General features: G+C 71.4%; 23 protein-coding genes. 13 read left to right on the top strand and 10 right to left on the bottom strand.

Annotated elements, in window-relative coordinates:
* Window positions 1-51 precede the first annotated feature (51 nt).
* Window positions 52-1,644 carry an MFS transporter gene (locus tag AB0I66_RS15740; RefSeq protein ID WP_363208385.1) on the bottom strand — a complete coding sequence of 531 codons (1,593 nt, stop codon included), beginning with the start codon at window positions 1,642-1,644 and terminating at the stop codon, window positions 52-54.
* 156 nt (window positions 1,645-1,800) lie between these two features.
* On the opposite strand from AB0I66_RS15740, the gene panB reads away from it, so the two are divergent.
* From panB to AB0I66_RS15755, 3 genes are all read left to right on the top strand, one after another.
* Complete coding sequence (gene panB, locus AB0I66_RS15745) at window positions 1,801-2,688, top strand: 3-methyl-2-oxobutanoate hydroxymethyltransferase (protein WP_363208386.1); 888 nt, start codon at window positions 1,801-1,803, stop codon at window positions 2,686-2,688.
* Window positions 2,689-3,022: 334 nt separating this feature from the next.
* Complete coding sequence (locus AB0I66_RS15750; protein WP_363208387.1) at window positions 3,023-4,042, top strand: ATP-binding cassette domain-containing protein; 1,020 nt, start codon at window positions 3,023-3,025, stop codon at window positions 4,040-4,042.
* Window positions 4,039-4,866 (top strand): ABC transporter permease, encoded by an 828-nt coding sequence (locus AB0I66_RS15755; protein WP_363208388.1) that lies wholly within the window; start codon window positions 4,039-4,041, stop codon window positions 4,864-4,866. Before AB0I66_RS15750 ends, AB0I66_RS15755 begins: the two co-directional genes overlap by 4 nt.
* Before the next feature lie 11 nt (window positions 4,867-4,877).
* Here the strand turns inward: AB0I66_RS15755 and AB0I66_RS15760 are convergent, their stop codons facing one another.
* Window positions 4,878-8,192, bottom strand: coding sequence for a BTAD domain-containing putative transcriptional regulator (locus tag AB0I66_RS15760; RefSeq protein WP_363208389.1), 3,315 nt, complete (start codon window positions 8,190-8,192; stop codon window positions 4,878-4,880).
* 63 nt (window positions 8,193-8,255) lie between these two features.
* On the bottom strand, window positions 8,256-8,426 hold the full coding sequence (locus tag AB0I66_RS15765) for a hypothetical protein (protein ID WP_363208390.1): 171 nt from the start codon (window positions 8,424-8,426) through the stop codon (window positions 8,256-8,258).
* A gap of 107 nt (window positions 8,427-8,533) precedes the next feature.
* On the opposite strand from AB0I66_RS15765, the gene AB0I66_RS15770 reads away from it, so the two are divergent.
* Window positions 8,534-9,337 (top strand): site-2 protease family protein, encoded by an 804-nt coding sequence (locus AB0I66_RS15770; RefSeq protein ID WP_363208391.1) that lies wholly within the window; start codon window positions 8,534-8,536, stop codon window positions 9,335-9,337.
* On the opposite strand, the gene AB0I66_RS15775 is transcribed toward AB0I66_RS15770, so the two are convergent.
* Genes AB0I66_RS15775 through AB0I66_RS15785 form a run of 3 tightly spaced genes read right to left on the bottom strand, consistent with a single transcriptional unit; the run spans window position 9,327 to window position 11,412 of the window.
* Complete coding sequence (locus AB0I66_RS15775; RefSeq protein WP_363208392.1) at window positions 9,327-9,581, bottom strand: hypothetical protein; 255 nt, start codon at window positions 9,579-9,581, stop codon at window positions 9,327-9,329. The genes AB0I66_RS15770 and AB0I66_RS15775 overlap by 11 nt on opposite strands.
* Before the next feature lie 12 nt (window positions 9,582-9,593).
* Window positions 9,594-10,298, bottom strand: coding sequence for an NADPH-dependent F420 reductase (npdG, locus tag AB0I66_RS15780; protein ID WP_363208393.1), 705 nt, complete (start codon window positions 10,296-10,298; stop codon window positions 9,594-9,596).
* 37 nt (window positions 10,299-10,335) lie between these two features.
* On the bottom strand, window positions 10,336-11,412 hold the full coding sequence (locus AB0I66_RS15785; protein ID WP_363208394.1) for a sialidase family protein: 1,077 nt from the start codon (window positions 11,410-11,412) through the stop codon (window positions 10,336-10,338).
* A 79-nt stretch (window positions 11,413-11,491) separates the two neighbouring features.
* Here AB0I66_RS15785 and AB0I66_RS15790 point away from each other — a divergent pair, with 79 nt between their 5' ends.
* Complete coding sequence (locus tag AB0I66_RS15790; protein ID WP_363208395.1) at window positions 11,492-12,106, top strand: hypothetical protein; 615 nt, start codon at window positions 11,492-11,494, stop codon at window positions 12,104-12,106.
* A 64-nt stretch (window positions 12,107-12,170) separates the two neighbouring features.
* Window positions 12,171-13,442: an MFS transporter gene (locus AB0I66_RS15795; RefSeq protein WP_363208691.1), complete on the top strand. Its 1,272-nt coding sequence runs from the start codon at window positions 12,171-12,173 to the stop codon at window positions 13,440-13,442.
* Between the two features lie 58 nt (window positions 13,443-13,500).
* Here the strand turns inward: AB0I66_RS15795 and AB0I66_RS15800 are convergent, their stop codons facing one another.
* Window positions 13,501-13,722, bottom strand: coding sequence for a hypothetical protein (locus AB0I66_RS15800; RefSeq protein WP_363208396.1), 222 nt, complete (start codon window positions 13,720-13,722; stop codon window positions 13,501-13,503).
* 60 nt (window positions 13,723-13,782) lie between these two features.
* Between AB0I66_RS15800 and map the strand changes: the two genes are divergently transcribed.
* Complete coding sequence (gene map, locus AB0I66_RS15805; protein WP_363208397.1) at window positions 13,783-14,640, top strand: type I methionyl aminopeptidase; 858 nt, start codon at window positions 13,783-13,785, stop codon at window positions 14,638-14,640.
* 175 nt (window positions 14,641-14,815) lie between these two features.
* Window positions 14,816-15,472: a biliverdin-producing heme oxygenase gene (locus AB0I66_RS15810; protein ID WP_363208398.1), complete on the top strand. Its 657-nt coding sequence runs from the start codon at window positions 14,816-14,818 to the stop codon at window positions 15,470-15,472.
* 144 nt (window positions 15,473-15,616) lie between these two features.
* Here the strand turns inward: AB0I66_RS15810 and AB0I66_RS15815 are convergent, their stop codons facing one another.
* The 3 genes from AB0I66_RS15815 to AB0I66_RS15825 form a co-directional block, all read right to left on the bottom strand.
* Window positions 15,617-16,276 carry a PhzF family phenazine biosynthesis protein gene (locus AB0I66_RS15815; RefSeq protein WP_363208399.1) on the bottom strand — a complete coding sequence of 220 codons (660 nt, stop codon included), beginning with the start codon at window positions 16,274-16,276 and terminating at the stop codon, window positions 15,617-15,619.
* Window positions 16,277-16,301: 25 nt separating this feature from the next.
* Window positions 16,302-17,762 (bottom strand): HtaA domain-containing protein, encoded by a 1,461-nt coding sequence (locus tag AB0I66_RS15820; RefSeq protein WP_363208400.1) that lies wholly within the window; start codon window positions 17,760-17,762, stop codon window positions 16,302-16,304.
* 105 nt (window positions 17,763-17,867) lie between these two features.
* On the bottom strand, window positions 17,868-19,316 hold the full coding sequence (locus tag AB0I66_RS15825; protein ID WP_363208401.1) for an HtaA domain-containing protein: 1,449 nt from the start codon (window positions 19,314-19,316) through the stop codon (window positions 17,868-17,870).
* Window positions 19,317-19,473: 157 nt separating this feature from the next.
* On the opposite strand from AB0I66_RS15825, the gene AB0I66_RS15830 reads away from it, so the two are divergent.
* The 5 genes from AB0I66_RS15830 (at window position 19,474) to efeB (ending at window position 25,192) form a co-directional block, all read left to right on the top strand.
* Window positions 19,474-20,487 (top strand): ABC transporter substrate-binding protein, encoded by a 1,014-nt coding sequence (locus tag AB0I66_RS15830; protein WP_363208402.1) that lies wholly within the window; start codon window positions 19,474-19,476, stop codon window positions 20,485-20,487.
* A gap of 5 nt (window positions 20,488-20,492) precedes the next feature.
* Entirely contained in the window at window positions 20,493-21,584 is a 1,092-nt protein-coding gene (locus tag AB0I66_RS15835; RefSeq protein WP_363208692.1) for an iron ABC transporter permease, read from the top strand.
* A complete protein-coding gene (locus AB0I66_RS15840; RefSeq protein WP_363208403.1) occupies window positions 21,581-22,426 on the top strand; it encodes a heme ABC transporter ATP-binding protein in 846 nt (281 codons plus the stop codon). The genes AB0I66_RS15835 and AB0I66_RS15840 overlap by 4 nt, the downstream gene beginning before the upstream one ends.
* Before the next feature lie 296 nt (window positions 22,427-22,722).
* Window positions 22,723-23,886: an iron uptake system protein EfeO gene (gene efeO / locus AB0I66_RS15845; RefSeq protein WP_363208404.1), complete on the top strand. Its 1,164-nt coding sequence runs from the start codon at window positions 22,723-22,725 to the stop codon at window positions 23,884-23,886.
* 19 nt (window positions 23,887-23,905) lie between these two features.
* Window positions 23,906-25,192, top strand: coding sequence for an iron uptake transporter deferrochelatase/peroxidase subunit (efeB, locus tag AB0I66_RS15850; protein ID WP_363208405.1), 1,287 nt, complete (start codon window positions 23,906-23,908; stop codon window positions 25,190-25,192).
* Window positions 25,193-25,205: the final 13 nt, after the last annotated feature.

The raw sequence follows: 25,205 nt of genomic DNA on the forward strand, positions 1-25,205 counted from the left end.
GTCGTCCGGCGCTCTGCCGTGGCGATTCTCCCCTGCCCTCCTCCGCCCCGGTCAGCGCCCCGCGCCCACGGGGTCGGCTTCCGGACGGTCCGTCTCCGGCTCCTTGGGCGTGCGGCCCGGCAGGAACAGGGCGACGACCACGACGCCGACCAGGGCGACGCCCGCGCCGCAGAGTGCCGTGATGTGCATGGCGTGCAGGAACGAGTCGTGGGCCGCTGTCACCAGGGGTTCACCGCGCGGGCCGAGCTTGGCGGCGACACCCAGGGTGGCCTCGATGGACTCGCCCGCCGCGTGCCGCGCGTCGGCGGGCAGGAGCGTGAGCTTGTCCTCGACGCCGCTGCGGTAGGCCGCGGAGAGCACCGAGCCGAGCACCGCGATGCCGAGGGCGCCGCCGACCTGCCGGAAGGTGTTGCTCAGCGCGGAGGCGGAACCCGCCTTCTCACGGGGCAGCGCCTGCATGATGACGACGCTGGCGGGGGTCATGATGTGCGCCATGCCGGTGCCCATCAGGAAGAAGATGACCTCCAGGATCCAGATCGGCGTATCGGCCTCAAGGGTCGTGAAGGCGGCGAGCATCGCGGCCAGGAGCAGCAGCCCGCCCGAGCACACGGCGCGGACGCCGAAGCGGTCGACGACGAGGCGGGCACGCGGCGCGAAGATGAGCTGGGCCGCGGCGAGCGGCAGCATCAACAGGCCGGTCTGCAAGGGCGAGTAGCCGCGCACGCTCTGCGTGTAGAAGACCGCGAAGAACGTCACGCCCATCAGCGCGAAGAAGACGAGGGCGAGGCTGCTGATCGCCGCCGAGAAGACACGGTTCTTGAAGTACGAGATGTCGATGGACGGGTGGTCGCTGCGCTTCTCGTACAGCACGAAGCCGACGAGTACGGCGAGGCCCGCGACGACGGTGCCGATGACCGCGGGGTCGGTGAAGTCGGCGAGCTGGCCGCCCTTGATGATCCCGTAGACGAGCAGGACGAGTCCGACGACCGACAGGGCGACGCCCACCAGGTCGATCCGGCCCGGCTTCGGGTCGCGCGACTCGGGCACGAGCCAGATCATCAGCCCGATCGCGACGATCACGATCGGCACGTTCACCAGGAAGACCGAGCCCCACCAGAAGTGGTCGAGCAGGACGCCGCCGGTGATGGGGCCGATCGCGATGGCGAGGCCGACGCCACCCGCCCAGATGCCGATGGCCTTGGGCTGCTCGTCGCGCTCGAAGACGTTCATCAGGACGGCGAGGGTGGCGGGCATCACGAAGGCGGCGCCGAGGCCCATCACCGCGCGGAACAGGATGAGTTGGACGGGTGAGCCGGACTCGGCGGCGAGCGCGGAGCCGATGCCGAAGACGGCGAGACCCGCGAGCAGCACCTTCTTGCGGCCGAGCCGGTCGCCGAGCAGGCCCGCGGTGAAGAGGAGCCCCGCGAAGACCAGGGTGTAGGAGTTGATGGCCCACTCCAGGTCGCCCTGGGTGGCGCCGAGGCCCGTGGGCTCGGGGGTCGAGATCGTCTTGATGGCGACGTTCAGGATCGAGTTGTCGAGCACCACGATCAGCAGGCTCAGCATCAGGACGCCGAGGATCGCCCACCGACGCCGGTGGACGGCTTCCGGGATGCGTGGAGTGGAGGCGGCGGGAGTAGTCATGACTGCCAGCCTAAGGCCATTTCGATACGAGACCGTCTCGTATTGTAAATACTTTACCGAAGGGTCCACTAGCCGACGGGCGCCGCGCGATGCCACCATGGAGGTGATCCGGGGACGCCGTCAGGGCGCCTCGAGATAACAGAAGGAGCCGTTGCGATGACGCAACTTTCGGCTGCCCAGAACCAGCCCGCGGGTTCCGCCGGCCAGTCCACCGACAGCAGCAAGGCGCTGTACGGAGGCAAGAGCACCCGCCGCATCACCGTCCGGGACATCACCGCCGCCAAGGAGCGCGGCGAGAAGTGGCCCATGCTCACCGCGTACGACGCGATGACCGCGTCCGTCTTCGACGAGGCCGGCATCCCCGTGATGCTGGTCGGCGACTCGGCGGGCAACTGCCACCTCGGGTACGAGACGACCGTGCCCGTCACGCTCGACCAGATGACCATGCTGTCCGCGGCCGTCGTACGGGGCACCTCGCGCGCCCTGATCGTCGGCGACCTGCCCTTCGGGTCCTACCAGGAGGGCCCGGTCCAGGCCCTTCGCTCGGCGACGCGCCTGGTGAAGGAGGCCGGGGTCGGCGCGGTGAAGCTGGAGGGCGGCGAGCGCTCGCTCCCCCAGACCGAGCTCATCGTCTCCTCCGGCATCCCCGTCATGTCCCACCTGGGCCTGACGCCGCAGTCCGTGAACACCATGGGCTACCGCGTCCAGGGCCGCGGCGACGAGGCGGCGCACCGCCTGCTGAGCGACGCGAAGGCCGCGCAGGACGCGGGCGCGTTCGCGGTCGTCCTCGAACTGGTCCCCGAGGAGCTGGCGGCCGAGGTCACCCGCTCCCTGCACATCCCGACGGTCGGGATCGGCGCGGGCGCCGCGTGCGACGCGCAGGTCCTTGTCTGGACGGACATGCTGGGTCTGACCGGCGGCAAGATGCCGCGCTTCGTTAAGCAGTACGCGGATCTGCGGGGCGTGATGAGTGGCGCGGCCAAGGCGTTCGCGGAGGACGTGGTGGGCGGTACGTTCCCCGCCGCGGAACACGCGGTCCACTAGCTCCTCCCCCGGGCGTCTCGTCCACGCCCGCCCCTGAGCCATAGCGGCACCACCGGCAGCCCGTCGAACTTCCCCCGTCGACGGGCTGTCCGCTTTTTCCTCGCCGGGGGGCGTTGCGGGGGGCTCGGTGCTTGCTTGCCTCTCCGCCCGGCCGCGGGGCCTTTCGTCCGCCGCTTCGCGGCGATGTTTCCCGCCCACCCGCAGGTGAAAGCAGCCCCCGAAGCCGCCCCACCCCCGGGCAACAGATGACCCGCAGCAGGCCCCCCGGCCAGGTGCAGGCGTCCTGTCGGTGGCTTGTCGGTGGGTTGTCGGTGGGGGCTGACAGCCTTGCGGCATGACGCGAATCGACAACATCCCCGGCGGCGCCGGAAGCGCCGTCACCGTGAGGGGACTGGTCAAGCACTACGGCGAGACCAAAGCACTGGACGGCGTGGACCTCGACGTACGCGAAGGCACCGTCCTCGGCGTGCTCGGCCCGAACGGCGCCGGCAAGACCACCCTCGTACGCTGCCTCTCCACCCTCATCACCCCCGACGCGGGCACGGCCTACGTGGCCGGGTACGACGTCGCCAAGCAGCCCCGCCAGCTCCGCCGGGTCATAGGCCTCACCGGCCAGTACGCCTCCGTGGACGAGAAGCTCTCCGGGCGCGAGAACCTCTACATGATCGGCCGTCTCCTCGACCTCTCCCGCAAGGAGGCCAGGGCGAGGGCGGACGGCCTCCTGGAGCGGTTCTCGCTCACCGAGGCGGCGAACCGCCCGGCCAAGACGTACTCCGGCGGCATGCGCCGCCGCCTCGACCTCGCGGCGTCGATGATCGGCAGCCCCTCCGTCCTCTATCTGGACGAGCCGACCACCGGCCTCGACCCCCGTACCCGCAACGAGGTGTGGGCCGAGGTCAAGCGCATGGTCACCGAAGGTGTCACCGTGCTGCTGACCACGCAGTACATGGAGGAGGCCGAGCAGCTCGCCTCCGAGCTGACCGTCATCGACCGCGGCAAGGTCATCGCCAACGGCGGCATCGACGAGCTGAAGGCGAAGGTCGGCGGCCGCACCCTGCGCATCCGCCCGGCCGACCCGCTGGAGCTGCGCCCGCTGGCCGGCGCGCTCGACGACATGGGCCTGACCGGCCTCGCCACGTCCACCGTGGACGTCGAGTCCGGCACGGTCCTGGTGCCGATCCTCAGCGACGAGCAGCTGACCGCCGTGGTCGGCGCCGTCACCGCGCGTGGCATCACGATCGGCTCGATCGGCACCGAACTGCCCAGCCTGGACGAGGTGTTCCTCTCCATCACCGGCCAGAAGGCCAGCGCCCCGCAGGACGCCCGCCCCGAACTCGAGGAGGTTGCCGTATGAGCAGCACCACTCTCGCGCCGCCCCTCCACCAGGGAGAGGCCGACGCCCGCATCGGTCTTCGCGACCACGTCCGGCACACCAGCGCGCTGGTCCGCCGCAACCTGCTGTGGATCCGCCAGGACCCGGAGTCGATGTTCGACGCGGTCCTGATGCCGATCGTCTTCACGCTCCTGTTCGTGTACGTCTTCGGCGGCTCCATCGGCCAGGCCCTCGGCGGCGGTCAGGACCAGTACGTGCAGTACGTGGTCCCCGGCATGATGGCGATGATGAGCATGAACATCGCCATGGCCGTCGGCACGGGCTTCAACCAGGACTTCCAGAACGGCATCATGGACCGTTTCCGCACCCTGCCGATCGGCCAGGGCTCGGTCCTCTTCGCCAAGATCGTGGTGGAGCTGATGCGTCTGCTCATCGCGACGACGATCATGATGATCGTCGGTGTCCTGGTCGGCTTCGACATCACGAACTGGGGCGGACTGCTCGCCGCCGTGGGCCTGTCCGCGCTCTTCGGCACGTCCATCATGTGGATCTTCCTGGTCCTCGGCGTCTCGATGAAGAGCGCCCAGTCCGTGCAGGCGATGGGCTTCCTGGTCCTGATGCCGCTGCAGTTCGGTTCGTCGATCTTCGCGCCGACGCAGTCGATGCCGGGCTGGCTGCAGGGCTTCACCGACTACAACCCGCTGTCCTCGCTCGCGGACTCCGCGCGCGGCCTGATGGTGGGCGGCCCGGTCGCGCACGACGTCTGGGTGACGGTCGGCTGGTCGGCGGTGCTCACCCTGGCGATGGCGCCCATCGCGATCCACAAGTTCCGCACGAAGAACTGAAGTCGGGCGCGCTAGCCGATGTGCCGGTCACAGAGGGCGGCGGCCTCCTCCACGGAGAGGCTGCCGCCTTCCGCGTACGCGGCCTCGTACGCGGTGTCGCCCAGCGCCCCGCGGGCCGACTTGACGGCGGTGTCGCGGATCTCGCGCTCCGCGGCGGGCGCGAAGTGACCGGGCGGCAGCTCACGGTCGGCGACCGCGATCAGCCGGACCGCGTCGTGGGCGTGCCGGCCGTCGTCCAGGGCGGCCAGGGCGCGGGCGGCGGTGGTGAGGTGCACGGACGTCATCTGCGGCGCCATCATCTTGACCAGCGGGTCGAGGGACTTGCCGAGCGCGTCGCGCGCCGTGGACAGGCCCTCGGCGTGGCGGCCCTCCACGGTGTCGATCCAGGCCTCGGCGCCCAGCATGAAGCCCTCGAAGATGACAAAGTCGACGGCCTTGAACTCCTCCCTGAGAAGCTGGAGTTGCTCCCGCGCCGCCGTGGTGCGGCCGGTGCGGACGAGCAGGTCCACGAGGAAGAAGCGGGCGGCGGGCAGCGACTCACTGGAATTCGCGGCGGCCTGACCGTCGTGCTCGAGGACCGACCAGAGCAGCTCCTCCCCCCGGGCCTCTTCACCGCCCTCCGCGAGCACCGCCCCGAGCCGCGCCGTGAGCACGCTCACCTGCGCGGGGGCACCGAGCCGCTCCGCGTGCCCGATGGCGGACGCGAAGTCCTCGGCGGCCAGGGCGAACCTGCCGCGCCGCTCGTGGGCCTCGCCGCGCGAGGAGAGCGCCTCGGCCATGCCCCACACGTCGTCGAGCCGGGTGAAGATCTCCAGGGACTCGTCGGCGTCACGGCGCGCGTCGCCCGCACGGTCGGCGCGGTTGGCGAGGACGTTGGCGCGCTGCTGCAAGGACGCGGCGAGCTCCCAGTCGTACCCGCGCTCGCGGCAGGTGGCGATGGTCGCGTCGATGATGACGTGCAGCTTGTCGATGTCACCGTCGAGCAGGACCGCGAAGAACCACAGGCTCCCCGGCGTCCAGCAGGTCTGCGGAAGACCCGGCCGGTAGGCCTCCCTGATGCCCGCGAGTTTCTCCACGGACTCCGGTGTGTGCCAGGACTCCAGGTTCATGTCCATGCAGGACAGCTGAATGAGGTGCACGCCGCGCCGCGCCTCCTCCAGCACCTCGGGGCGCATGGGCGGCGGGTTGTCCGTGCAGCGTTCGTAGAGGGGTTCCACCGGGGTGACGGGCCGCGCGAAGGGGTCGGGGCCGAGGGCGACGACGTCGCGGGACCAGTTGCGGGTCTCGATGCGCAGGTCGCGGATCGTCCAGAACCAGGAGAGCGAGAGGACCAGGCAGAGCGCCTCCTGCTCGTCCCGGGCGGCTACGGCGTGCCGCAGGGCGGTGCGCAGATTCTCGTACTCGACCTCGAGCCGTTCGACGGCCTCCCGCTGCCCGCCGCCCCGCAGACGCGGCTCGGTCGTCCGGGCCAGCTCGCGGAAGTACACCAGGTGGGCCCGCTCGGCGGCACCGCGGTCACCGGCCTCGTCGAGCCGCTCCCCCGCGTACTCGCCCACGGTCTCCAGGAGCCGGTAGCGCATGACGCCTTGGGGCGAAGGGGCGGCGACGACAAGGGACTTGTCGACGAGCGAGCCGAGCACGTCGGCGACGTCGGGCGACTCGGCCGGGGCCCCGCACACCGCCTCCGCGGCGGCCAGGTCGCAGCCGCCCGCGAAGACGGAGAGGCGGCGCAGGACGGTGCGTTCGGGGTCGTCCAGGAGGTCCCAGGACCAGTCGACGACCGCGCGCAGCGTCTGCTGGCGGGGCAGGACCGTGCGGGCGCCGTTCGTCAGGAGGCGGAAGCGGTCGTCGAGGCGGTCGGCGATCTGGCGGGGGGTGAGCATGCGCAGGCGGGCGGCGGCCAGTTCGATGGCCAGGGGCAGGCCGTCGAGGCGGTGGCAGATCTCCGCCGCCGCGGCCCTGTCGTCCTCGACACGGAAGCCCGGGCGGGCCGCCGCGCCGCGGTCCGCGAGCAGGCGCAGCGCGATCGGCTCCGGCAGCGGCTCCACGGGGCGCAGCAACTCCCCCGGTACGCCGAGGGGTTCGCGGCTGGTGGCGAGGACGGTGAGGCCGGGGCAGTGCGCGAGCAGCCGGTCCGCGAGGCGGGCCGCGGCGTCGATGACGTGCTCGCAATTGTCGAGGATGAGGAGCATGCGGCGTGCGGCGCAGTGTTCGGTGAGGCGTACGACGGGGTCGTCGCCGTGCCACTCCGAGACCGCCCGCAGCTCTTCGGCGCCGGCGCCGCGCAGCACCGTCTCGCGGGCGCCGAGCGCGGTGAGGACCGCCTCCGGCACGGCGTCCGGGTCCTCGACCGGCGCGAGCTCGGCCAGCCATACGCCGTCGGGCATGCCGTCCGCGTGGGCCTCCGCTGCCTCCTGCGAGAGGCGCGTCTTCCCGGCGCCGCCGGGCCCGAGCAGGGTGACGAGGCGGGCCCGTGCCAGGTCGCCCCGGATGGCCTCGATGTCGCCCTCGCGGCCGACGAAGGAGGTGAGCCTGGCCCGCAGGTTGCCCTGCGGTCTCTGGGGCGGCCGGGTCCGGGCCGCGGGCGGCCGCGGGACGTCGGCCCGCAGCAACTCCTCGTGCAGCGCACGGAGTTCGGGCCCAGGATCGGCTCCGATACGGTCCGCGATGAAGCGGCGTACTCCCTCATACGCGGCGAGGGCCTGCGCCGGGCGGCCCGCGTCGCGCAGCGCCCGCAGCCGCAGGGCCTGGAGCGGCTCGTCGAGGGGGTGGTCGTCGCACAGGGCGGCCAGCTCGGGCAGCGCCTGCTCGGCCCGGCCGAGCGCGAGGGCCGCGGCCAGCCCGGCGCGGCGGGCTTCGAGCCGGCGGGACTCCCAGCGGGCCGCCTCCGCCGTGCGGTCCGGCAGGTCGGCGAGCACGGGGCCCTGCCAGAGGGCCAGCGCGTCGTCCAGGACCGCCGCCGCCTTGGCCGCGTCGCCGTCGGCGAGTGCGTCGGCTCCCTCGGCCGCGAGGCGGTCGAAGCGGTACAGGTCGATGTCGTCCGGGTCGGCGCACAGCTGATAGCCGCCGTCGGTGGAGACGACGGCCCCGGCTCCGACGGCCCGCCGCAGCCGCCCCACCAGGGCCTGCAGCGCACCGGTCGCATCGGCGGGCGGATCACCGTGCCACACCTCGCCGACGAGCACGGACGCGGGAACGGCCCGGGGAGCGCGCAGAGCGAGGATCGTCAGAAGAGCGCGCAGCCGTGATCCACCCACGGCGATCGGGGTGCCGTCGGTACGAAATGCCTGGGTGGTGCCGAGAATGCGGTAGCGCACGGGGTCCATTGTCTCTGGTGGCGATGCGGAGCGATGTCAGGCGCCGCGCCGGGTCGAACACACGGTCGGCGGTCAGGCGGTGTCCTCTGCGACCTCCAAGGAGACCAGCGTCCCCACCTCCCTGCGGAAGCGCCCCTGCTCCCGGCTTCCGTCCACCGACCGCACCCGGCCCACCGTGTCAGGCCCGTACTTCCCGTGCCGTTCGACGGAGTAGAGCGAGGGTCCTCCCCCGAGTTGAGTCATGCCCCCACCCTCCCTGGAACCACCCACCCGGTGCGAGACGTTTTCGGTGTGGGCCGGGGTACGGTCCCGTACGTCAACAGGTCCGCCAGCTTCAGGAGCCTCGCCCCATGACCACCGCTCCCACCCGACCAAGCGACCGGCGGATCAGTCCCGTCTTCCTCGGGATCGCCGCCGTCACCGCGGTCTCCGGCTGGGCCGCGTGGACCGGGTTCGCGGACAACGCCGGGCTCGCGGTCTTTCTCTTCGTGACGGCGGCCTGGATCGTCTCGCTGTGTCTGCACGAGTACGCGCACGCGCGCACCGCCCTGCACAGCGGCGACATCTCCATCGGCGCGAAGGGCTATCTGACCCTCAACCCGCTGAAGTACACGCACGCACTGCTCAGCATCGTGCTGCCGGTGCTCTTCGTGATCATGGGTGGCATCGGCCTGCCCGGCGGCGCCGTCTTCATCGAGCGCGGCCGGATCCGGGGAAAGTGGAAGCACTCGCTGATCTCGGCCGCCGGACCGCTCACGAACGTGGCGTTCGCCGTCGTCTGCACCGCGCCCTTCTGGCTCGACGCGCTCTCCGGCGTCCCCGACACCTTCCGCTTCGCGCTCGCCTTCCTCGCACTGCTCCAGGTGACGGCCGCGATCCTGAACTCGCTGCCCGTCCCGGGCCTGGACGGCTACGGCGTCATCGAGCCCTGGCTCTCGCACAAGATCCGCCGCCAGGTGGAGCCGTTCGCGCCGTTCGGCCTGCTCGCCGTCTTCGGCATCCTGTGGATCCCCGAGGTCAACGGCGCCTTCTTCGACGCGATCGACGCGATCCTGCGCGGTCTCGGGGTCGATGACCTGGAGACGTACTGCGGGCAGGACTTCTATCGCTTCTGGGACGGCGACCCGAGCCAGTCCTGCACGCTCAACCCGTAGCGGTGCGCGCGGCGTCCCGCTCGGCCTTCGCGCGGCGCAGGTAGTACCACGCCATGTTCGAGGAGAGCCCGGCGAGCAGCACCCAGACGACGCCGATCCAGTAGCCCTGGACGAAGGAGACCACGGCCGCGGCGACGGCGAGGGCGCAGACCGTGAGGGCGTAGAGAGCGAGGCGGGGCATGGGGGTCGGCTCCTGTCGGGGGTCGGTCCGTGTGGTTCGACGGTCGGTCCCAGTGTCCCCCATGCCCGCTACGCCCTAGACGTCGGTCACCCGCAGCCCCGCGTGGGCCTTGTAGCGCCGGTTCACGGAGATCAGGTTGGCCACCAGGGACTCGACCTGGTGGGCGTTGCGCAGCCGCCCCGCGAAGACGCCCCGCATCCCGGGGATGCGGGCGGCGAGCGCCTGCACGATGTCCGTGTCCGCGCGGACCTCGCCGAGGACCATCACGTCGGTGTCGATCTCCTCCACGGCCGCGTCCTGGAGCAGGACCGCCGACAGGTGGTGGAAGGCGGCGGTGACCCTGGAGTCCGGCAGCAGGGCGGCGGCCTGCTCGGCGGCGCTGCCCTCCTCGGGCTTCAGGGCGTAGGCGCCCTTCTTGTCGAAGCCCAGCGGGTTCACGCAGTCGATGACGAGCTTGCCGCTCAGCTCCTCGCGCAGCGCCTCGAGGGTCTTGCCGTGTCCGTCCCACGGCACGGCGACGATCACGATGTCGCTGCGCCGCGCGCACTCCGCGTTCTCTGCGCCCTCGACGCCGAGCCCCAGCTCATCGGCGGCGGTCTGCGCCCGCTCGGCCGCGCGGGAGCCGATGATCACCTTCTGGCCCGCGCGGGCCAGGCGGTAGGCGAGGCCGCGGCCCTGGTCGCCGGTGCCGCCGAGTACGCCGACGACGAGCCCGGAGACGTCGGGCAGCTCCCAGGGGTCCTTGGCCGGGGGCTTCTGCGCATTGTCGTTAGAGGTCATGCCGCCGACCTTACTCACCGGTTCGGCGTCGCCACCCTCAGACCAGCGCGCCCACCGGTATCCGCCGGAACGTGATGGTCTCGTACGCGCTGAAGTCTCCCGTCTCGTAGAGGAGTCCGACGGTTTCGTCGTCGACGCGGACGAGGTCGGAGTACGCGGCGGGCAGCCCGTCCACCGTGTACGCGTCCTGCCACGTGGTGCCCCCGTCGTGGCTGCGGCGCACCGTCATCAGGGCACGGAAGCCGGGGTCGGCGGGTCCGGAGAACAGCAGCACGTCCGGCGTACGCAGTTGCAGCACGCTGCATTCGACGACCGGGCCGACGAGCCCTGCCTGCGGCCGGAAGGGCTTGACCAGGCTCTGGCCGCCGTCGAGGGAGTGGGCGTCGGCGCGGGTGCCGGGTGCCGGGGAGTCGTTGCGGGTGTTGAAGTAGAGCCGCCCGTCGGGGAGTTCGGCGGCGGTGGTCTCGTTCACGTTCACATGGCCGTCGGTGTTGTCGTCGACGTAGCCGATGCGCCAGGTCTGCCCGAGGTCGTCGCTGAGCAGGCAGTGACCGCCGTTGTACTTGCCCTCGGTGCCGTTGTCGGTGCCGGCCGGGGGCAGGGAGTGATTGGCGGGCACGACGACGCGCCCCGTGCTGAGCTGCACCGCGTGGCCCGGCGTGGTCGCGTACCACCGCCAGTTCGCCTTCTTCACCTGCCCGGTGATCTCCCTGGCGGCCGACCAGGTCAGCCCGTCGTCGTCGCTGTGCCGCACCCAGATCCGCCGTCCGTTCGCGGCGGAGACCTTGCCGCGCCGGATGGCGTCCTCGGTCGCGGCGGCGGCGTTGCGGACGTGGACGAGGAGGATGCGGCCGGAGTCGAGGACGACGGGGGCGGGGTTGCCGGCGAGGTTCGCGCCGTTCTGGACGACGACCTGGAGCGGGCCCCAGGTGCGGCCCCCGTCACTCGATCGCTTCAGCACCACGTCGATGTTGCCGAAATCCTCCTGCGAGCCGACCCTCCCCTCGCAGAAGGCCAGCACGGTGCCGGAGTTGGTGCGCACGACGGCGGGGATGCGGAAGCTCGCGTAGCCCTCGCGCCCGGCCCGGAAGGGAACAGTTGTCTCATCAGCCATCCCCGGTCCGTCCCCACCCCGGACGAATTCCCGGTGAACTCCGCCTGACGACTCGCCCGTTGCGGCAGGATGCGACCCCATGGACGCCGTACGGGTCGCGCTGCTGCGCGAAGTGCTCGCGGGAACCGAGTGGGTGGGCGCGACGCGCCGCTTCGCGGGGACGCTGCGGTCCTCCGTGGTGCCGCACGGAGGCGGGCTGCTCCTGGTGGGCACGCGGGAGTACGAGCCATGGCATCTGGCCGCCCACCTCGTGGACGAGGCGGCGTGGTCGGGCACGCCGGAACTGACGCCGACGCTCGTACGTCACCGGGTGCGCGAGGGCGATCCCGCGCATCTGTCGACCGGGCTCGGCCGGATCGAGGCGGCGCGGCGCGGCGAGACCCTCCTGGTGGTGGCGCCGGACACGCCCGCCCCGCCCCCGGGGGCGGACCTTCTGGAACGGGTTCACGACGCCCGCGCGGCAGGGGCGACGGTGCTTTCCCTGGGTTCGGGGCACGGCGATCTGCGGGCCATGGCGCACGAGGCCCTGGCGGTCCCGGAGTCCCCCGACCTCGACCTGGACATGGTCCAGCACCTGGTGAGCGCGGCGGCGGGCGAGAACTCCCTGCCCGCGGCGCACGGCCGCAGGCGGCTGCGCGACCGGTTGTCCCGCCTGGCGGACCAGCTGACGGCGCCACCACCGGCGCGGTGGTGAGAGGGCCACACGTAGAGCGCCGCAGAATTCGGTTGCCCCACCCCATGAGCAGCACTGACCATGGCTGTTCGTGTCCCTCTCCTCGATATTGCCCGACCTTTCTCCCTGGCGTTCCACGCGTGACTTCCGGCTGCTCTGGGTGCAGGGGCTCGTCACGACCTTCGGCAGCTTCATGGCCCTGGTCGCGCTGCCGCTCCAGATCAAGGACCTCACGGACTCACCGCTCGCCGTCGGCGCGATGGGCGCGGTCGAGCTGGTGCCGCTGATCGTCTTCGGGCTCTACGGGGGCGCGCTCGCCGACGCGGTGGACCGGCGCCGGGTGATTCTCCTGACCGAGGCGGGGCTCGGCCTGCTGGCCGCGGTGCTCCTGGTGAACGCGCTGCTCCCGGAGCCGATGCTGTGGCCGCTGTACGTGGTGGCGGCGGGCGTCTCGGCGCTCGCGGGGCTCCAGCGGCCCGCGCTCGACTCCCTGATGGCCCGCATCGTGCCGCACGACCAGCTCATCGCCGCCTCCGCGCTCAACTCGCTGCGCTGGAACGTCGGCGCGATCGCGGCCCCCTCCCTGGCGGGCCTGGTCGTCGCCTACGCCGGACACGCACCCGCGTACGCGGTGACGGTGCTCTCCTTCGCCGTCTCCGTGGCCCTGTGCACCCGCATCGCGCCCGCGCCTCCCGCGCACGACGCGGAGAAGCCGTCCTTGCGGGGCCTGGCCGAGGGCGCGCGGTACGCGTGGTCGCGGCCGGTGCTGCTCGGCACGTACGCCATCGACATGGCGGCGATGTTCTTCGCCTTCCCGAACACGATCTTCCCGTTCCTCGCCGAGGATCTTGACGCCGAGTGGTCGCTCGGCCTGATGTACGCGGCCGGGGCGGTCGGTTCGCTGCTCCTGAGCCTGACCAGCGGCTGGACGTCACGGGTGCGGCGGCACGGGCTGCTCGTCGTGTTCGGGGCGGCGGGCTGGGGTCTCGCGATCACGGCCGCCGGATGGTTCGGCAACGTCTGGCTGGTCCTCGTGTGCCTGGCCCTGGCCGGCGCGGGCGACATGCTCAGCGGGCTCGGCCGCTCCACGATCTGGAACCAGACGATCCCGGACGAGCTGCGGGGCAGGCTCGCGGGCATCGAGGTGCTGTCCTACAGCGTCGGCCCGCAGCTCGGCCAGGTCCGCGCGGGGGCGGCCGCCGGCTGGACGGGCACCCGCAGCGCCATCTGGTCCGGCGGCCTCGCTTGCGTGGCCTCGGTCGCCGCCCTGACGGCGGTGCTGCCGAAGCTGCTGTCGTACGACGCGAGCACGGACGAGGACGCGGTCCGGCGCCGGGAGGTGTCCGCCACCCGGTAGCCGGCGGCGTCTCAGCAGCCGGCTGTGCCCCGGCGGCCTGCCTCGCCCCCGCGGCGGATCAGGCGCTGCCGGGGTTCTTGTCGTGCCACTTCGGGTCGGTCTCCCACTCCAGGTTCCGCTCGGCGGCGGTCTCCATCGCCCGCTGGGCCTCCTCGCGCGACGCGTAGGGCCCGAAGCGGTCCTTGCCCGGACAGTCCGGGCCCTCCTCGACCTTCTTGTGCTCCAGGCAGTAGAACCACTCGCCCGGTTTACCGACGGTCCGCTTCTTGAACAGTGGCATGTGATCTGCTCCTCTCTCTCCAGCCATGGTGCCCCGAGACCGCTGGTTAGACTCGCTGGCATGTCTGGCCAGTCACTGCTCGTCCCAGGGGAGCTCTCCCCCATCCGCCCCGTTCCGGGAAACATCAGGCGCCCGGAGTACGTGGGGAAACCCGCGCCCACCCCGTACACCGGGCCCGAGGTGCAGACCCCCGAGACCATCGAACTGATGCGCACCGCGGGCCGTGTCGCCGCGCGCGCGATGGCCGAGGCCGCCAAGCACATCGCGCCGGGGGTGACCACCGATGAGCTCGACCGTGTCGCCCACGAGTACATGTGCGACCACGGCGCCTACCCCTCCACGCTCGGCTACCGCGGCTTCAAGAAGTCGCTGTGCACCTCCGTCAACGAGGTGATCTGCCACGGCATCCCGGACTCCACCGTCCTGAACGACGGCGACATCATCAACCTCGACGTGACCGCGTACATCGGCGGCGTGCACGGCGACAACAACGCCACGTACCTGGTCGGGGACGTCGACGAGGAGTCCAGGCTGCTCGTGGAGCGGACCCGGGAGTCCCTCGACCGCGCCATCAAGGCGGTCAAGCCCGGCCGCCAGATCAACATCATCGGCCGCGTCATCGAGTCGTACGCCAAGCGTTTCGGCTACGGCGTCGTCCGTGACTTCACCGGCCACGGCATCAACACGTCCTTCCACTCCGGCCTGATCGTCCCGCACTACGACAGCCCGCACGCCACGACCGTGATCAAGCCCGGCATGACGTTCACCATCGAGCCGATGCTGACCCTCGGCACGCACGAATACGACATGTGGGAGGACGGCTGGACGGTCGTCACGAAGGACCGCAAGCGGACCGCGCAGTTCGAGGAGACGCTCGTGGTGACGGACAGCGGGGCGGAGATCCTTACGCTTCCCTGAGCTCAGGGCGGGTAGCGTCTTGGCGGAGCGTTTTACCGACAGGACGTCGGGAACCAGTTGACTTAGGTAAGCCTAACTTGGATGATCGGTGGAGGTCACCGGTTCATCCGTTCTACGTCACTGGTTCCTGCCTTTCTTCGGCGTTCCTCGCTTTCCCCGGCTTCGGAGGTCCCTCATGGATCCGTTCTCGACGGTCATCCGCACCGCGTCGCACGAGCAGCACACGGAGGCGGAGACCTCGACGTTCATGAGCGACCTGCTCGGCGGCAGGCTCGGCGTCGACGCGTACGCGCGCTACACGGAGCAGCTGTGGTTCGTGTACCGCGCCCTGGAGGAGGGCGCCGCCGCGCTCAAGGACGATCCGGTCGCCGGACCGTTCATACAGCCCGAGCTGCTGCGGGTGGCGGAGCTGGAGCGGGACCTCTCGCATCTGCGGGGCGCGGGCTGGAAGACCTCCGCCGCTCCCCTGCCCGCCACGGCCGCGTACGCGGCGCGGGTCGCGGAGTGCGCCGAGGAGTGGCCCGGCGGTTACGTCGCCCACCACTACACCCGCTACCTCGGGGATCTCTCCGGTGGCCAGATCATCCGCGGCAAGGCGGAGCAGACGTGGGGCTTCGCCCGCAAGGGCGACGGCGTCCGCTTCTACGTCTTCGAGGGCATCTCGAACCCGGCCGCGTTCAAGCGGGGTTACCGGGAACTGCTCGACGGCCTGGGCGAGATCGTCCCGGACGAGCTGGAGCGACAGCGGATCCTGGACGAGTGCAAGCGCGCTTTCGCTTTGAATACCGGGGTGTTCCGCGAGCTGGGGGATGAGTTCCCGCTGTCGGCGTAGGGCGATCCCTGCGGGGCCTTCCCCAATCCCGCCCCTTCCCGAAACTGGGGCTCCGCCCCAGACCCCGCTCCTCAAACGCCGGAGGGGCTGAATCTTTCAGCCCGGGAAGGGGCGGGATTGGGGAGAGCCCCGCAGGGATAGCCCTCAGCCCCCTGCCAGCCGCACCCGTCCCCCCACCTCGATCACCCCGCCAGGACCCGGCGCCGCAAGGATCTGCGAGCCACGCCCCTGCGTGATGTTCAACGCACGGCCCTGCTCGGCGCACAGCAGCAACGCCGCCGCCCCCGTGGCCTCGTCCTCCCGGATGCCGTCGTCCCGGCCGGGAAAGGCCCTGGCCCGGACCCGGCCCGCCGCCTCGTCCTCCCACGCCCACGCGTAGATCCACTCCCCCGGCGGGGGCACCACGAGCGCGTCCACCTCGGCCGGGCTGTCGAAAAAACGCAGCGTCCGCGACGGCGCCCACGCAGCCCGCGCAGCGATCCAGCTGAACTCCCCGTCCTGACGCGCCTCCACGACCCCCGCGGGCGTCACGAGTTCAGGGACGTCGAGGAGCCAGGACGTACCGACGCACGGGTGCCCGGCGAAGGGGAGGCGCAGCGTGGGCGTGTAGATGTCGATGACCCCGCGCTCGGGGTCATCGACGAACACCGTCTCGCTGAAGCCCAGCTTCCCGGCGACCTCCTGCCGCTCGCCCCGCCCCGGAACACGGGCCCCGTCGCGCACGACACCCAGCTCATTGCCGTGCCGACCGTCGGGCCCGCAGAACACCCGGAGTACGTCGAGACCGTCAGGCAGTTGCGTCATCCCGGCATTCAAGCATCCCCGGGAGTCAGGAAGCCCGGCGGCGAGCCACGTACACCGCCCCGGCGCCCGCGGCGGCGATCGCCCCGGCGGCCCCGAGCAGCGCACCCGTCGGCACCGACGAACCGGTGGACGCCAGCGAGCCCCCCGTACCGCCGCCGACCGTACCGCCGCCGCCACCGAGGTCCGACGAACCCCCGCCCGTGGACCCGGAGTCGCTCGAACCGCCCGTCGAGCCGCCGCTGCCGCCCGGCAGTTCCGCGCCCTCGGCGACGGAGAGCGCCACCGTCACGGGGTCGATCGCGTCGCCCGCCTTGTAGTTGGACGGCGCGTCCTCGCTCGCGAACTGCTTCGCGCCCGCCGCGGTGAACGCCGCGGGCACCTTGTCGAGGACGACGACGTCGTTCTTCGCCGCGTACGACGCCTTGGAGAGGTCGAGGGTCGCGAACTTCACGTTGTCGGCAGTGCCCTTGGGCGTGGTGACGTCCACGCTCAGCGTGCCCTTGGCGCCGTTCGCCGCGATCTTGATGTCGCTGAACTTCATGTCGATGCCGTGCGCCTTGTACGCGAAGCGGACGGCACCGCCGAAGGACGCGTTCAGCTTCTTCGCGTCGCTGTCCACGTCGCCGTCGGCGTACGGGAAGTCGTAGCCGTTGTCGTTCTTCTCGGCACCGCCGGAGAGCGTGGCGCCGCCGCCGGACTCGATGTAGCGGCGGAAGCTCTCCTTCACGCCCCAGGCGAGCGAGCCGTCGTGCACCTCGCCCGCCTCCTGCGAGGGCGCGGGCTTCGAGGTGGACGACGTGGGAGCGGGCGTGGGCGAGGACGTCGTCGTGCCGGACGGCGTGGGGGTGGCCGTCGGCTTCGGCGTCGAGGTCGGCCCGTCCGTGGGCGTCGGGGTGGGCGTCGGCGTCGGGGTGCCCGTCGGAGGCGTCTTCGGCTCGACCGTCAGCGGGTCGCCGTCCGCGCCCGTGTACCGGCCACCGCCGCCGAGCGCCGCGTCCGCCTCCTTGGTCAGCTTGGTCTTCATGCCGGTCATGGTGCGCGTGACGGTGACGTCGGCGAGGGGCACGTCGTCCTGGGGCGTACCGCCGTCTCTGGTGACGTCAGCGGTGATCTTCGCCTTCGCGCTGTCGAAGCGGACGTCCGCGAGCTTGACGTCGAAGCCGTGCAGCTTGGAGGTGAAGTTGACGCTGCCCTTGAAGGTCAGGTCCACGGTGTTCTTCTCGGAGTCGTAGGACCCCGCGCCGTCCACGAAGGTCAACGGCCCGTTGCCGGCGGCCTGTTCGGCACCGTCCGCGACAGTGATCTTCCCGGCCGCCATGCCGGTGACGTAGCTGCGGTAGCTCTCCTTGACGCCCCACGTCAGCCGGTAGTCCTTCAGCGGCACTTCGGCCGCGGACACGGGGGCGGCCGCGAGGACGGTGGCGCCGAGCGCCACGGCGGTGCCGGCTGCTGCGGCGAGGGCTATCGGGCGGCGAATGGCTGCCATGGTCAGTGGTCTCCTTGTTGAGATGAGGCGTGGTGAAGGGGGCTGCCGGACAGGGCGGTAGAGGTGCCCGGCAGGGCAGGACTGTGAGACGGCAGGACGGTGAGGTCAGGCCCGGTCGGCGCCGCGTCGTTTGCGCAGGACCCCGAACGTGACCGCCGCGGCGAGCAGCACCGCCACGCCCGCGCCGACGCCGATCGGCACGGCGGGCGACGAGGAGTCGGACGAGTCGGCGGCGTTCTCGGTCTTCGGCCCGGCGGCCTTCTTCGCCTGCGGGGACGGGCTCGCGGACGAGCCGAGGTCCGGCAGCGCGGGCAGCTTCGCTTCGGCGTCGAGAGCGACGGCGAGGGAGAGCGGGTCCATCGCGGAGCCCGCCTTGTACATGCCGCCGAAGGCCTTGGAGCCGTCGGCGGTGAGCTTCGACGGCACCTCGGTCAGGGAGACGAGCCCGTCCTTCGGCTTCAGGTCCTTGGCCGCGAAGGTGATCAGCGGGGCCTTCTTCAGCGTGACGCCCCTGTTGCCCTTATCGCTTTTGTCGCCCTTGCTCTCGACGTTCGCGAAGAGCGTGCCCTTGCCGTCCTTCACCTCGACGGCGACCTTGCTCAGCGCGAGGTCGAGTCCGTGCTCTCCGGTGAAGCGCACCGCGCCCGCGAAGTCGGCGTCGAGGGTCTGCTTCTTCTTGTCGTACGTCCCCTTCCCCTCGGGGAAGCGGAAGAGCGCGCCGCCGTCCTCGGCCCCTGCCGACAGTTTCCATTCGCCCTTGGCGATGGAGCCGGTGACGTACTCGCGGAAGGTGCGGCGCACGCCCCAGTCGACGGCGGCGTCCTCGATCCGGCCCGCCTTCGTCTCCTTTTTCCCGGCCTTCGAGGACTTCGCGGGCTTCGGCGCGGGCTTCTTCGACTGCTTGTCGGAGGCGGACGGCTTCGCCGCGAGGTCGGTGGACAGGCTCACCCGGTCGAGCTCGGTGCCCGCCGTGTAGTACCCGGCGAACGCCTTCGCGCCCTGGGAAGTGAGCGTGGCGGGGAGGTTGTTGAGGGCGATCGTTCCCGAGCCGCCCTTCATGTTGACGCCGGACATGCCGAGGGTCGCGAGCGGCACCTGGGCGTTGGTCGTGACCTTGCCCGTGCCCTTCTCCTTGCTGACCATGTCGGCGTAGAGCGTGCCGGAGCCGCCGGAGATCTTGACGGTGGGGCGGCTGATGGTCAGGTCGAGCTCGTACGAGCCGCCCTTCTTGTGCCCCAGGAAATGCACGCCTCCGGAGAACCCGGCGTTGAAGGCCCCGCTGTCCGGGTCGTACGAGCCCTTCGCCGAGTGGAAGCGGAACTGGCTGCCGCCGACGGTGGCCGCGCCGCCTTGGAGGGTCGAACTCCCCTGCGCGATCGGCCCGGTGACGTAGCTCTGGAACGAGGATTTGATGCCCCAGTCGAGCCGTCCGCCCTGGACCGTGCGGTCCTCGGCGTGCGCGGCGGCCGTGGGGAGCAGTGCACCGACGAGTGCGGTGAGCACGGCCACGGCTCCGGCGCGGGCGGTGGCTCGCGCCTGTCTTGACGACGACATGGGACCCCTCCGGGTGTAGCTAATGAGGTAAGGCTAACCTAAACTACGATCACTTCGGCTGGAACCCCCATCCCGGCCACCCCGCCCCACACACCCCACGGCGGGCCCTTGGCACCAGCCCCTCAACAGCACGACAGGACGGTGGACTTCGGTGCGTATGCCGCGCTCACTCCGTATCGCCGGCGCGTGGACCGCCGTTCTCGCCCTGGCCCTCACGGGCTGCGGATCGTCCTCGGACGGCGGTGGCGAGGCGTCCCCGAAGGCGAAGGCGGCGGCCTCCGCGCCCGACCGGGTCGAGCCGCTGAAGTCCCGGCACACCCCCGAGCTTCCCGCCACCGTCACGTCGGCCGACGGCAAGAAGGTCACCGTCGAGGACACCAGCCGCATCGTGCCGCTCACCGGCAGCCTGAACGAGATCGTCTTCACGCTCGGCCTCGGCGAGAACGTCGTGGCGCGCGACATCACCGCGACCTTCGAGCAGGCCGGGAAGCTGCCGGTGGTGACGCGCGCGCACGACGTCTCGGCGGAGAGCGTCCTGTCCCTGAAGCCGACGGTCGTCCTCGCGGACACCCTGACGGGGCCCGCGGAGGCCATCGGCCAGATCCGGGACGCGGGCATCCCGCTGGTCGTCTTCGACCCGGCCAAGGGCCTCGACGACGTGGGCCCCCGGATCGACGCGGTGGCCAAGGCGCTCGGGGTCGAGAAGTCGGGCGACGAGCTCAGGTCCCGTACGCAGGACCGCATCGCGAAGGTGCGCGAGTCCATCCCGGCGTCCGCCCGCACCGAGAAGCCCCGCGTCGCCTTCCTCTACCTGCGCGGCTCCGCGTCCGTCTATCTGCTCGGCGGCCGCGAATCCGGGGCGAGTTCGCTCCTGGAGGCGGCGGGCGCGGTCGACGCGGGCAAGGCGTCGGGCCTGAAGAAGGACTTCACGGCGATCACCAGCGAGGCGCTCGCCAAGGCGGCCCCGGACGCGATCCTGGTGATGTCCAAGGGGCTCGCATCGGTCGACGGCGTGGACGGACTCCTGAAGGTGCCGGGGGTCGCCGAGACCCCGGCCGGACTCGACCGGCGCATCGTGTCGATCGACGACGGGGTGCTCCTGAACTACGGGCCGCGCACGGACCAGGTCCTGAAGTCCCTGGTGGAGCAGTTGTACGGGGGCAAGAAGTGACCGTCCTGACCAAGGCGGCGGACGCCGGGCCGCCCGGGACGGAAGAGCCGACGCCTCCCCGGAGCCGGCGGCGCGGCACGGCAGCCACCCTGACCGCCGGGCTCACGGCCGCCCTCGTCCTGCTCTGTCTCCTCTCCGCGGGCATCGGCGCGTACGACATCCCCCTCGGGGACGTCCTCGGCTCCGTCCAGCACCGGATCGGTCTGGGCGGGAGCGCGCTCGACCGGGTCGGCGAGAGCGTCCTGTGGAACGTGCGGCTGCCGCGCGTGGCACTCGCGCTGCTCGTCGGGGCGTCCCTCGGGTGCGCGGGCGCGCTCATGCAGGGCGTGTTCGGCAATCCGCTGGCCGAGCCCGGCGTCATCGGGATCTCGGCGGGCGCGGCCGTCGGCGCGGTGGCGTCGATCGCGCTCGGACTCAGCTTCTTCGGCAACTGGACCGTGACGGTCTGCGCGTTCGTCACCGGCCTCGCCACCGTCCTTCTCGTGTACGTCCTTTCGCGCGACGGCGGGCGCACGGAGGTCGTCACGCTGATCCTCACCGGGATCGCCGCGAACGCGTTCGCGGGCGCCCTGATCGGGCTCTGCGTCTTCTTCGCCGACAACGCGCAGGTCACCCAGATCACGTTCTGGCAGCTCGGCTCGCTCGCCCAGGCGACCTGGCCGAAGGTGCTCGCGGTGCTGCCGTGCGCGCTGGCGGGTCTGGCCGTGGCGCCGCTGTACGCACGGAAGCTGGACCTGCTGGCGCTCGGCGAGCGGCCGGCGCGGCACCTCGGGGTCGACGTCGAGCGGCTGCGGCTCGTCCTTGTCCTGGTGGTGGCGCTGCTGACCGCCGCCGCCGTGGCCGTCGCCGGGATCATCACGTTCGTCGGTCTCCTCGTCCCGCATCTGCTGCGGATGGCTGCGGGTCCTGGCCACCGTTTCCTCCTGCCGGGCAGTGCGCTGGGCGGGGCGGTCGTCCTGGTCGGCGCGGATCTCGCGGCGCGGACGGTGGCGGCCCCGGCGGAGCTGCCGCTGGGGGTGCTGACCGCGTTCGTCGGCAGTCCGTTCTTCTTCTGGCTGCTGCGCAGGACCCGTCGCAAGCAAGGGGGTTGGGCATGATCACGCGGATCGCCGAGCGGCTGTTCCCGTCCGGGCGCGGGCTCGCGCTTCCGGAGCCCTGCGCTCCCGGCACCGCGCTCGCCGAGGCGTCGGGGCTCGTGGTGCGGCTCGGGGGGCGCGAGGTGCTCGCGGGGGTGTCCCTCTCCGCCCGCGCGGGCGAGTTGCTCGCTCTGGTCGGGCCGAACGGGGCGGGCAAATCGACGCTGCTGGCCGCGCTGGCCGCCGATCTTCCGGCCGACGAGGGGTGCGCACGTGTCTGCGGGCGGCCCACCGAGGAGTGGCCCGCGCGGGAACTCGCCCTGCGGCGTGCGGTGTTGCCGCAGGCCGCCGCGCTCTCTTTCCCCTTCGTGGTCGAGGACGTCGTACGGATGGGACGTGCGCCCTGGGCGGGTACGGCGCGTGAGGACGAGGACGACCTTGCCGTGCGGGAGGCGATGCGTGCGACGGAGGTCGGTGAGTTCGCCGCACGTCCCTTCTCCGCGCTGAGCGGGGGCGAGCGGGCGCGGGTCGCGCTGGCCCGGGTCCTCGCCCAGCGGACCCCGCTCCTCCTTCTGGACGAGCCGACCGCGGCGCTCGACCTGCGCCACCAGGAGCTGGTGCTGCGTCTCTGCCGGGAGCGGGCCGCGGACGGGGACGCGGTGGTGGTGGTTCTGCATGATCTTGGGCTTGCGGCGGCGTATGCGGATCGGGTGGCGGTGTTGCGGGGCGGGGGCCTCGCTGCGGAGGGGGCTCCAGGGGAGGTCTTCACCGGGGAGCTCCTGTCGGAGGTCTACCGCCAGCCGGTGGAGGTCTTCCCGCATCCACGGACGGGGGCTCCGCTGGTGGCGCCGGTGCGGGGATAGGGCGAACCCAGCGGGGCCTTGCCCAATCCCACCCCTTCCCGAGACTGGGGCTCCGCCCCGGACCCCGCTCCTCAAACGCCGGAGGGGCTGAATCTCCCTTCCCCTTGACCCGCGCTTTGCCACCCCATGAACCCCCCATCACCCCACCGTGACGCCCCCGTGAGCAGGGCCGAACGGTGAGAGGTGAATCACGGAACAGCTGGGTATCGACCAGGTAAGGCTCAGTTAAGTTAGGTCCGCCTCACCGGCATGTCGGAGTCGTCCGCGTCCCGTCCGTGAACCGCCTTGGAGCCACCATGCACCCCGCCCGCCTCTCCGTCGCCACCGCCATAGCCGCAGCGGCGACCCTCACCGCCGTCACGGGCTGCACCGAGAAGAGCGACGCCAAGGGCGGTGGCAACACCGTCGAGGTGACCGCCACCGACGACAAGTGCGAGGTCTCCAAGACCAAGCTCAGCTCCGGGCACGTCGAGCTCGCCATCGAGAACAAGGGCTCCAAGGTCACCGAGGTCTACCTTCTCTTCCCCGACGACCGCATCGTCAGCGAGCGCGAGAACATCGGCCCCGGCACGAAGCAGAAGCTCACCGCCGAGGTGAAGTCCGGCTCGTACCAGATCGCCTGCAAGCCCGGCATGAAGGGCGACGGCATCCGCCAGAAGGTCACCGTCAGCGGCGGCAAGGCCGTCAAGCGCGACCCGCGCCTGGACAAGGCCGTCGCCGACTACCGCGCCTACGCCCAGGAGCAGGCCGACGCGACGCTGCCCAGGACGAAGCTCTTCACCGACGCCGTCCGCGAGGGCGACATCGAGGCCGCCAAGAAGGCGTACTCCAACTCCCGCATCGGCTGGGAGCGCACCGAGCCCGTCGCCGAGTCCTTCGGTGACATCGACCCCAAGGTCGACCTCCGCGAGGACGGTCTTGAGGAGGACCAGGACCTGGAGAAGGACTGGACGGGCTGGCACCGTCTGGAGCGGGCCCTGTGGAAGGACAAGAAGCTCGGTGAGCGCGAGAAGGAGCTCGCCACCCAGCTCGACAAGGACCTCAAGGACTGGCAGAACCGCGTCGGCAAGGCGGAGATCACCCCGACGTCCATGGCCAACGGCGCCAAGGAACTCCTCGACGAGGTCGCCACCGGCAAGGTCACCGGCGAAGAGGAGCGTTACTCGCACACCGACCTCGTCGACTTCAAGGCGAACGTCGAGGGCGCGGAGAAGGCGTACGGGCTGCTCAAGGCCGTCGCGTCGGAGAACGACCCGGCGCTGACCAAGGAGCTCGACAAGCAGTTCGCGGCGCTGGACAAGCTGCTCGGCGAGTACCGCCAGGGCGGCGGCAAGGACTCGTACACGTTCACGTCGTACGACAAGCTCGACAAGGCGGACACCAAAGAGCTGTCGGACGGCGTCAACGCGCTCGCGGAGCCGCTGTCGAAGCTGGCCGCCGCCGTCGTGAGCAGCAAGTAGCGGCAAGGGGGCCGGGACCATGGCTGAGATCACGCACGAGACCGGGACCGACGCCGGGACCGACGACTTGAACGCCGGCGGCTCCGGCTCCCCCTCCCGGCGTTCGCTCCTCGGCTGGGGTGGTGCCGGGCTCGCGCTCGGCGCCGCCGTCACCGGGGGCGCGGTGGCGGTGACCCGGTCCGGGGACGAGACCGTGCCCGCCGCGTCGGCGGGCGGCGCGGTCGCCTTCCTCGGCAAGCATCAGGCGGGCATCGCGACCCCCGTCCAGGACCGGCTGCACTTCGCCGCCTTCGACGTGAAGACGGACGACCGCGAGCAGTTCGTGCAGCTCCTCAAGGACTGGACGAAGGCCGCCGCGCGGATGACGGCGGGGCACGAGGTCGGTGAGGGTGCCTTCGGCGGTCTCACCGAGGCGCCGCCGGACGACACCGGCGAGGCGCTCGGCCTCAAGCCGTCCCGGCTGACCCTCACCATCGGCTTCGGGCCGGGTCTTTTCGAGAAGTTCGGGCTCGCGGACCGGCGTCCCGAAGCGCTCGTCGATCTTCCGAAGTTCCCCGGCGACAACCTCGACAAGTCCCGCGGCGGCGGCGATTTGTGCGTGCAGGCCTGCGCGGACGACCCGCAGGTCGCCGTGCACGCCATCCGCAACCTCGCCCGCATCGGCTTCGGCAAGGTCGCTGTGCGCTGGTCGCAGCTCGGCTTCGGGAAGACCTCGTCGACCACGCCGGGCGCGCAGACGCCTCGTAACCTCTTCGGGTTCAAGGACGGCACCCGCAACATCTCGGGCGAGGACGACTCCGCGCTCGCGAAGCACCTGTGGGTCGGCGAGAAGGACGGGCCCGGCTGGATGGCCGGAGGCTCGTATCTCGTCGCGCGCCGTATCCGCATGAACGTCGAGACCTGGGACCGGACTCCGCTCGGCGAGCAGGAGGACATCTTCGGGCGCGACAAGGGCGAGGGCGCCCCGGTCGGCAAGGCCAAGGAGCACGACGAGCCGTTCCTGAAGGCGATGAAGCCGGACTCGCACGTCCGGCTCGCGCACCCCGACACCAACGACGGGGCGACGATCCTGCGTCGCGGCTACTCCTTCACGGACGGCACCGACGGCCTGGGCCGACTGGACGCGGGGCTCTTCTTCCTCGCGTACCAGCGGGACGTGCGCACCGGCTTCATCCCGGTGCAGCGCAGCCTGGCGCGCGCCGACGTTCTCAACGAGTACATCCAGCACGTGGGTTCAGCGGTCTTCGCGATCCCGCCGGGCGTCCGGAACAAGGACGACTGGTGGGGCCGGGCACTGTTCGGCTGAGGCCTGAGGGGAT

The organism is Streptomyces sp. NPDC050439, assembly GCF_040655335.1.
Taxonomy (GTDB): domain Bacteria; phylum Actinomycetota; class Actinomycetes; order Streptomycetales; family Streptomycetaceae; genus Streptomyces.

What these genes read in the sequence shown, in the direction of transcription:
- AB0I66_RS15775 (WP_363208392.1), bottom strand. Translation starts at nt 9,581, where the DNA reads ATGGGGGACACTGGGACCGACCGTCGAACCACACGGACCGACCCCCGA.
- AB0I66_RS15750 (WP_363208387.1), top strand. Translation starts at nt 3,023, where the DNA reads ATGACGCGAATCGACAACATCCCCGGCGGCGCCGGAAGCGCCGTCACC.
- AB0I66_RS15765 (WP_363208390.1), bottom strand. Translation starts at nt 8,426, where the DNA reads ATGACTCAACTCGGGGGAGGACCCTCGCTCTACTCCGTCGAACGGCAC.
- AB0I66_RS15815 (WP_363208399.1), bottom strand. Translation starts at nt 16,276, where the DNA reads ATGACGCAACTGCCTGACGGTCTCGACGTACTCCGGGTGTTCTGCGGG.
- map (WP_363208397.1), top strand. Translation starts at nt 13,783, where the DNA reads ATGTCTGGCCAGTCACTGCTCGTCCCAGGGGAGCTCTCCCCCATCCGC.
- AB0I66_RS15790 (WP_363208395.1), top strand. Translation starts at nt 11,492, where the DNA reads ATGGACGCCGTACGGGTCGCGCTGCTGCGCGAAGTGCTCGCGGGAACC.
- AB0I66_RS15770 (WP_363208391.1), top strand. Translation starts at nt 8,534, where the DNA reads ATGACCACCGCTCCCACCCGACCAAGCGACCGGCGGATCAGTCCCGTC.
- panB (WP_363208386.1), top strand. Translation starts at nt 1,801, where the DNA reads ATGACGCAACTTTCGGCTGCCCAGAACCAGCCCGCGGGTTCCGCCGGC.
- AB0I66_RS15755 (WP_363208388.1), top strand. Translation starts at nt 4,039, where the DNA reads ATGAGCAGCACCACTCTCGCGCCGCCCCTCCACCAGGGAGAGGCCGAC.
- AB0I66_RS15810 (WP_363208398.1), top strand. Translation starts at nt 14,816, where the DNA reads ATGGATCCGTTCTCGACGGTCATCCGCACCGCGTCGCACGAGCAGCAC.
- AB0I66_RS15820 (WP_363208400.1), bottom strand. Translation starts at nt 17,762, where the DNA reads ATGGCAGCCATTCGCCGCCCGATAGCCCTCGCCGCAGCAGCCGGCACC.
- npdG (WP_363208393.1), bottom strand. Translation starts at nt 10,298, where the DNA reads ATGACCTCTAACGACAATGCGCAGAAGCCCCCGGCCAAGGACCCCTGG.
- AB0I66_RS15800 (WP_363208396.1), bottom strand. Translation starts at nt 13,722, where the DNA reads ATGCCACTGTTCAAGAAGCGGACCGTCGGTAAACCGGGCGAGTGGTTC.
- AB0I66_RS15830 (WP_363208402.1), top strand. Translation starts at nt 19,474, where the DNA reads ATGCCGCGCTCACTCCGTATCGCCGGCGCGTGGACCGCCGTTCTCGCC.
- AB0I66_RS15785 (WP_363208394.1), bottom strand. Translation starts at nt 11,412, where the DNA reads ATGGCTGATGAGACAACTGTTCCCTTCCGGGCCGGGCGCGAGGGCTAC.
- AB0I66_RS15825 (WP_363208401.1), bottom strand. Translation starts at nt 19,316, where the DNA reads ATGTCGTCGTCAAGACAGGCGCGAGCCACCGCCCGCGCCGGAGCCGTG.
- efeO (WP_363208404.1), top strand. Translation starts at nt 22,723, where the DNA reads ATGCACCCCGCCCGCCTCTCCGTCGCCACCGCCATAGCCGCAGCGGCG.
- AB0I66_RS15740 (WP_363208385.1), bottom strand. Translation starts at nt 1,644, where the DNA reads ATGACTACTCCCGCCGCCTCCACTCCACGCATCCCGGAAGCCGTCCAC.
- AB0I66_RS15840 (WP_363208403.1), top strand. Translation starts at nt 21,581, where the DNA reads ATGATCACGCGGATCGCCGAGCGGCTGTTCCCGTCCGGGCGCGGGCTC.
- efeB (WP_363208405.1), top strand. Translation starts at nt 23,906, where the DNA reads ATGGCTGAGATCACGCACGAGACCGGGACCGACGCCGGGACCGACGAC.
- AB0I66_RS15760 (WP_363208389.1), bottom strand. Translation starts at nt 8,192, where the DNA reads ATGGACCCCGTGCGCTACCGCATTCTCGGCACCACCCAGGCATTTCGT.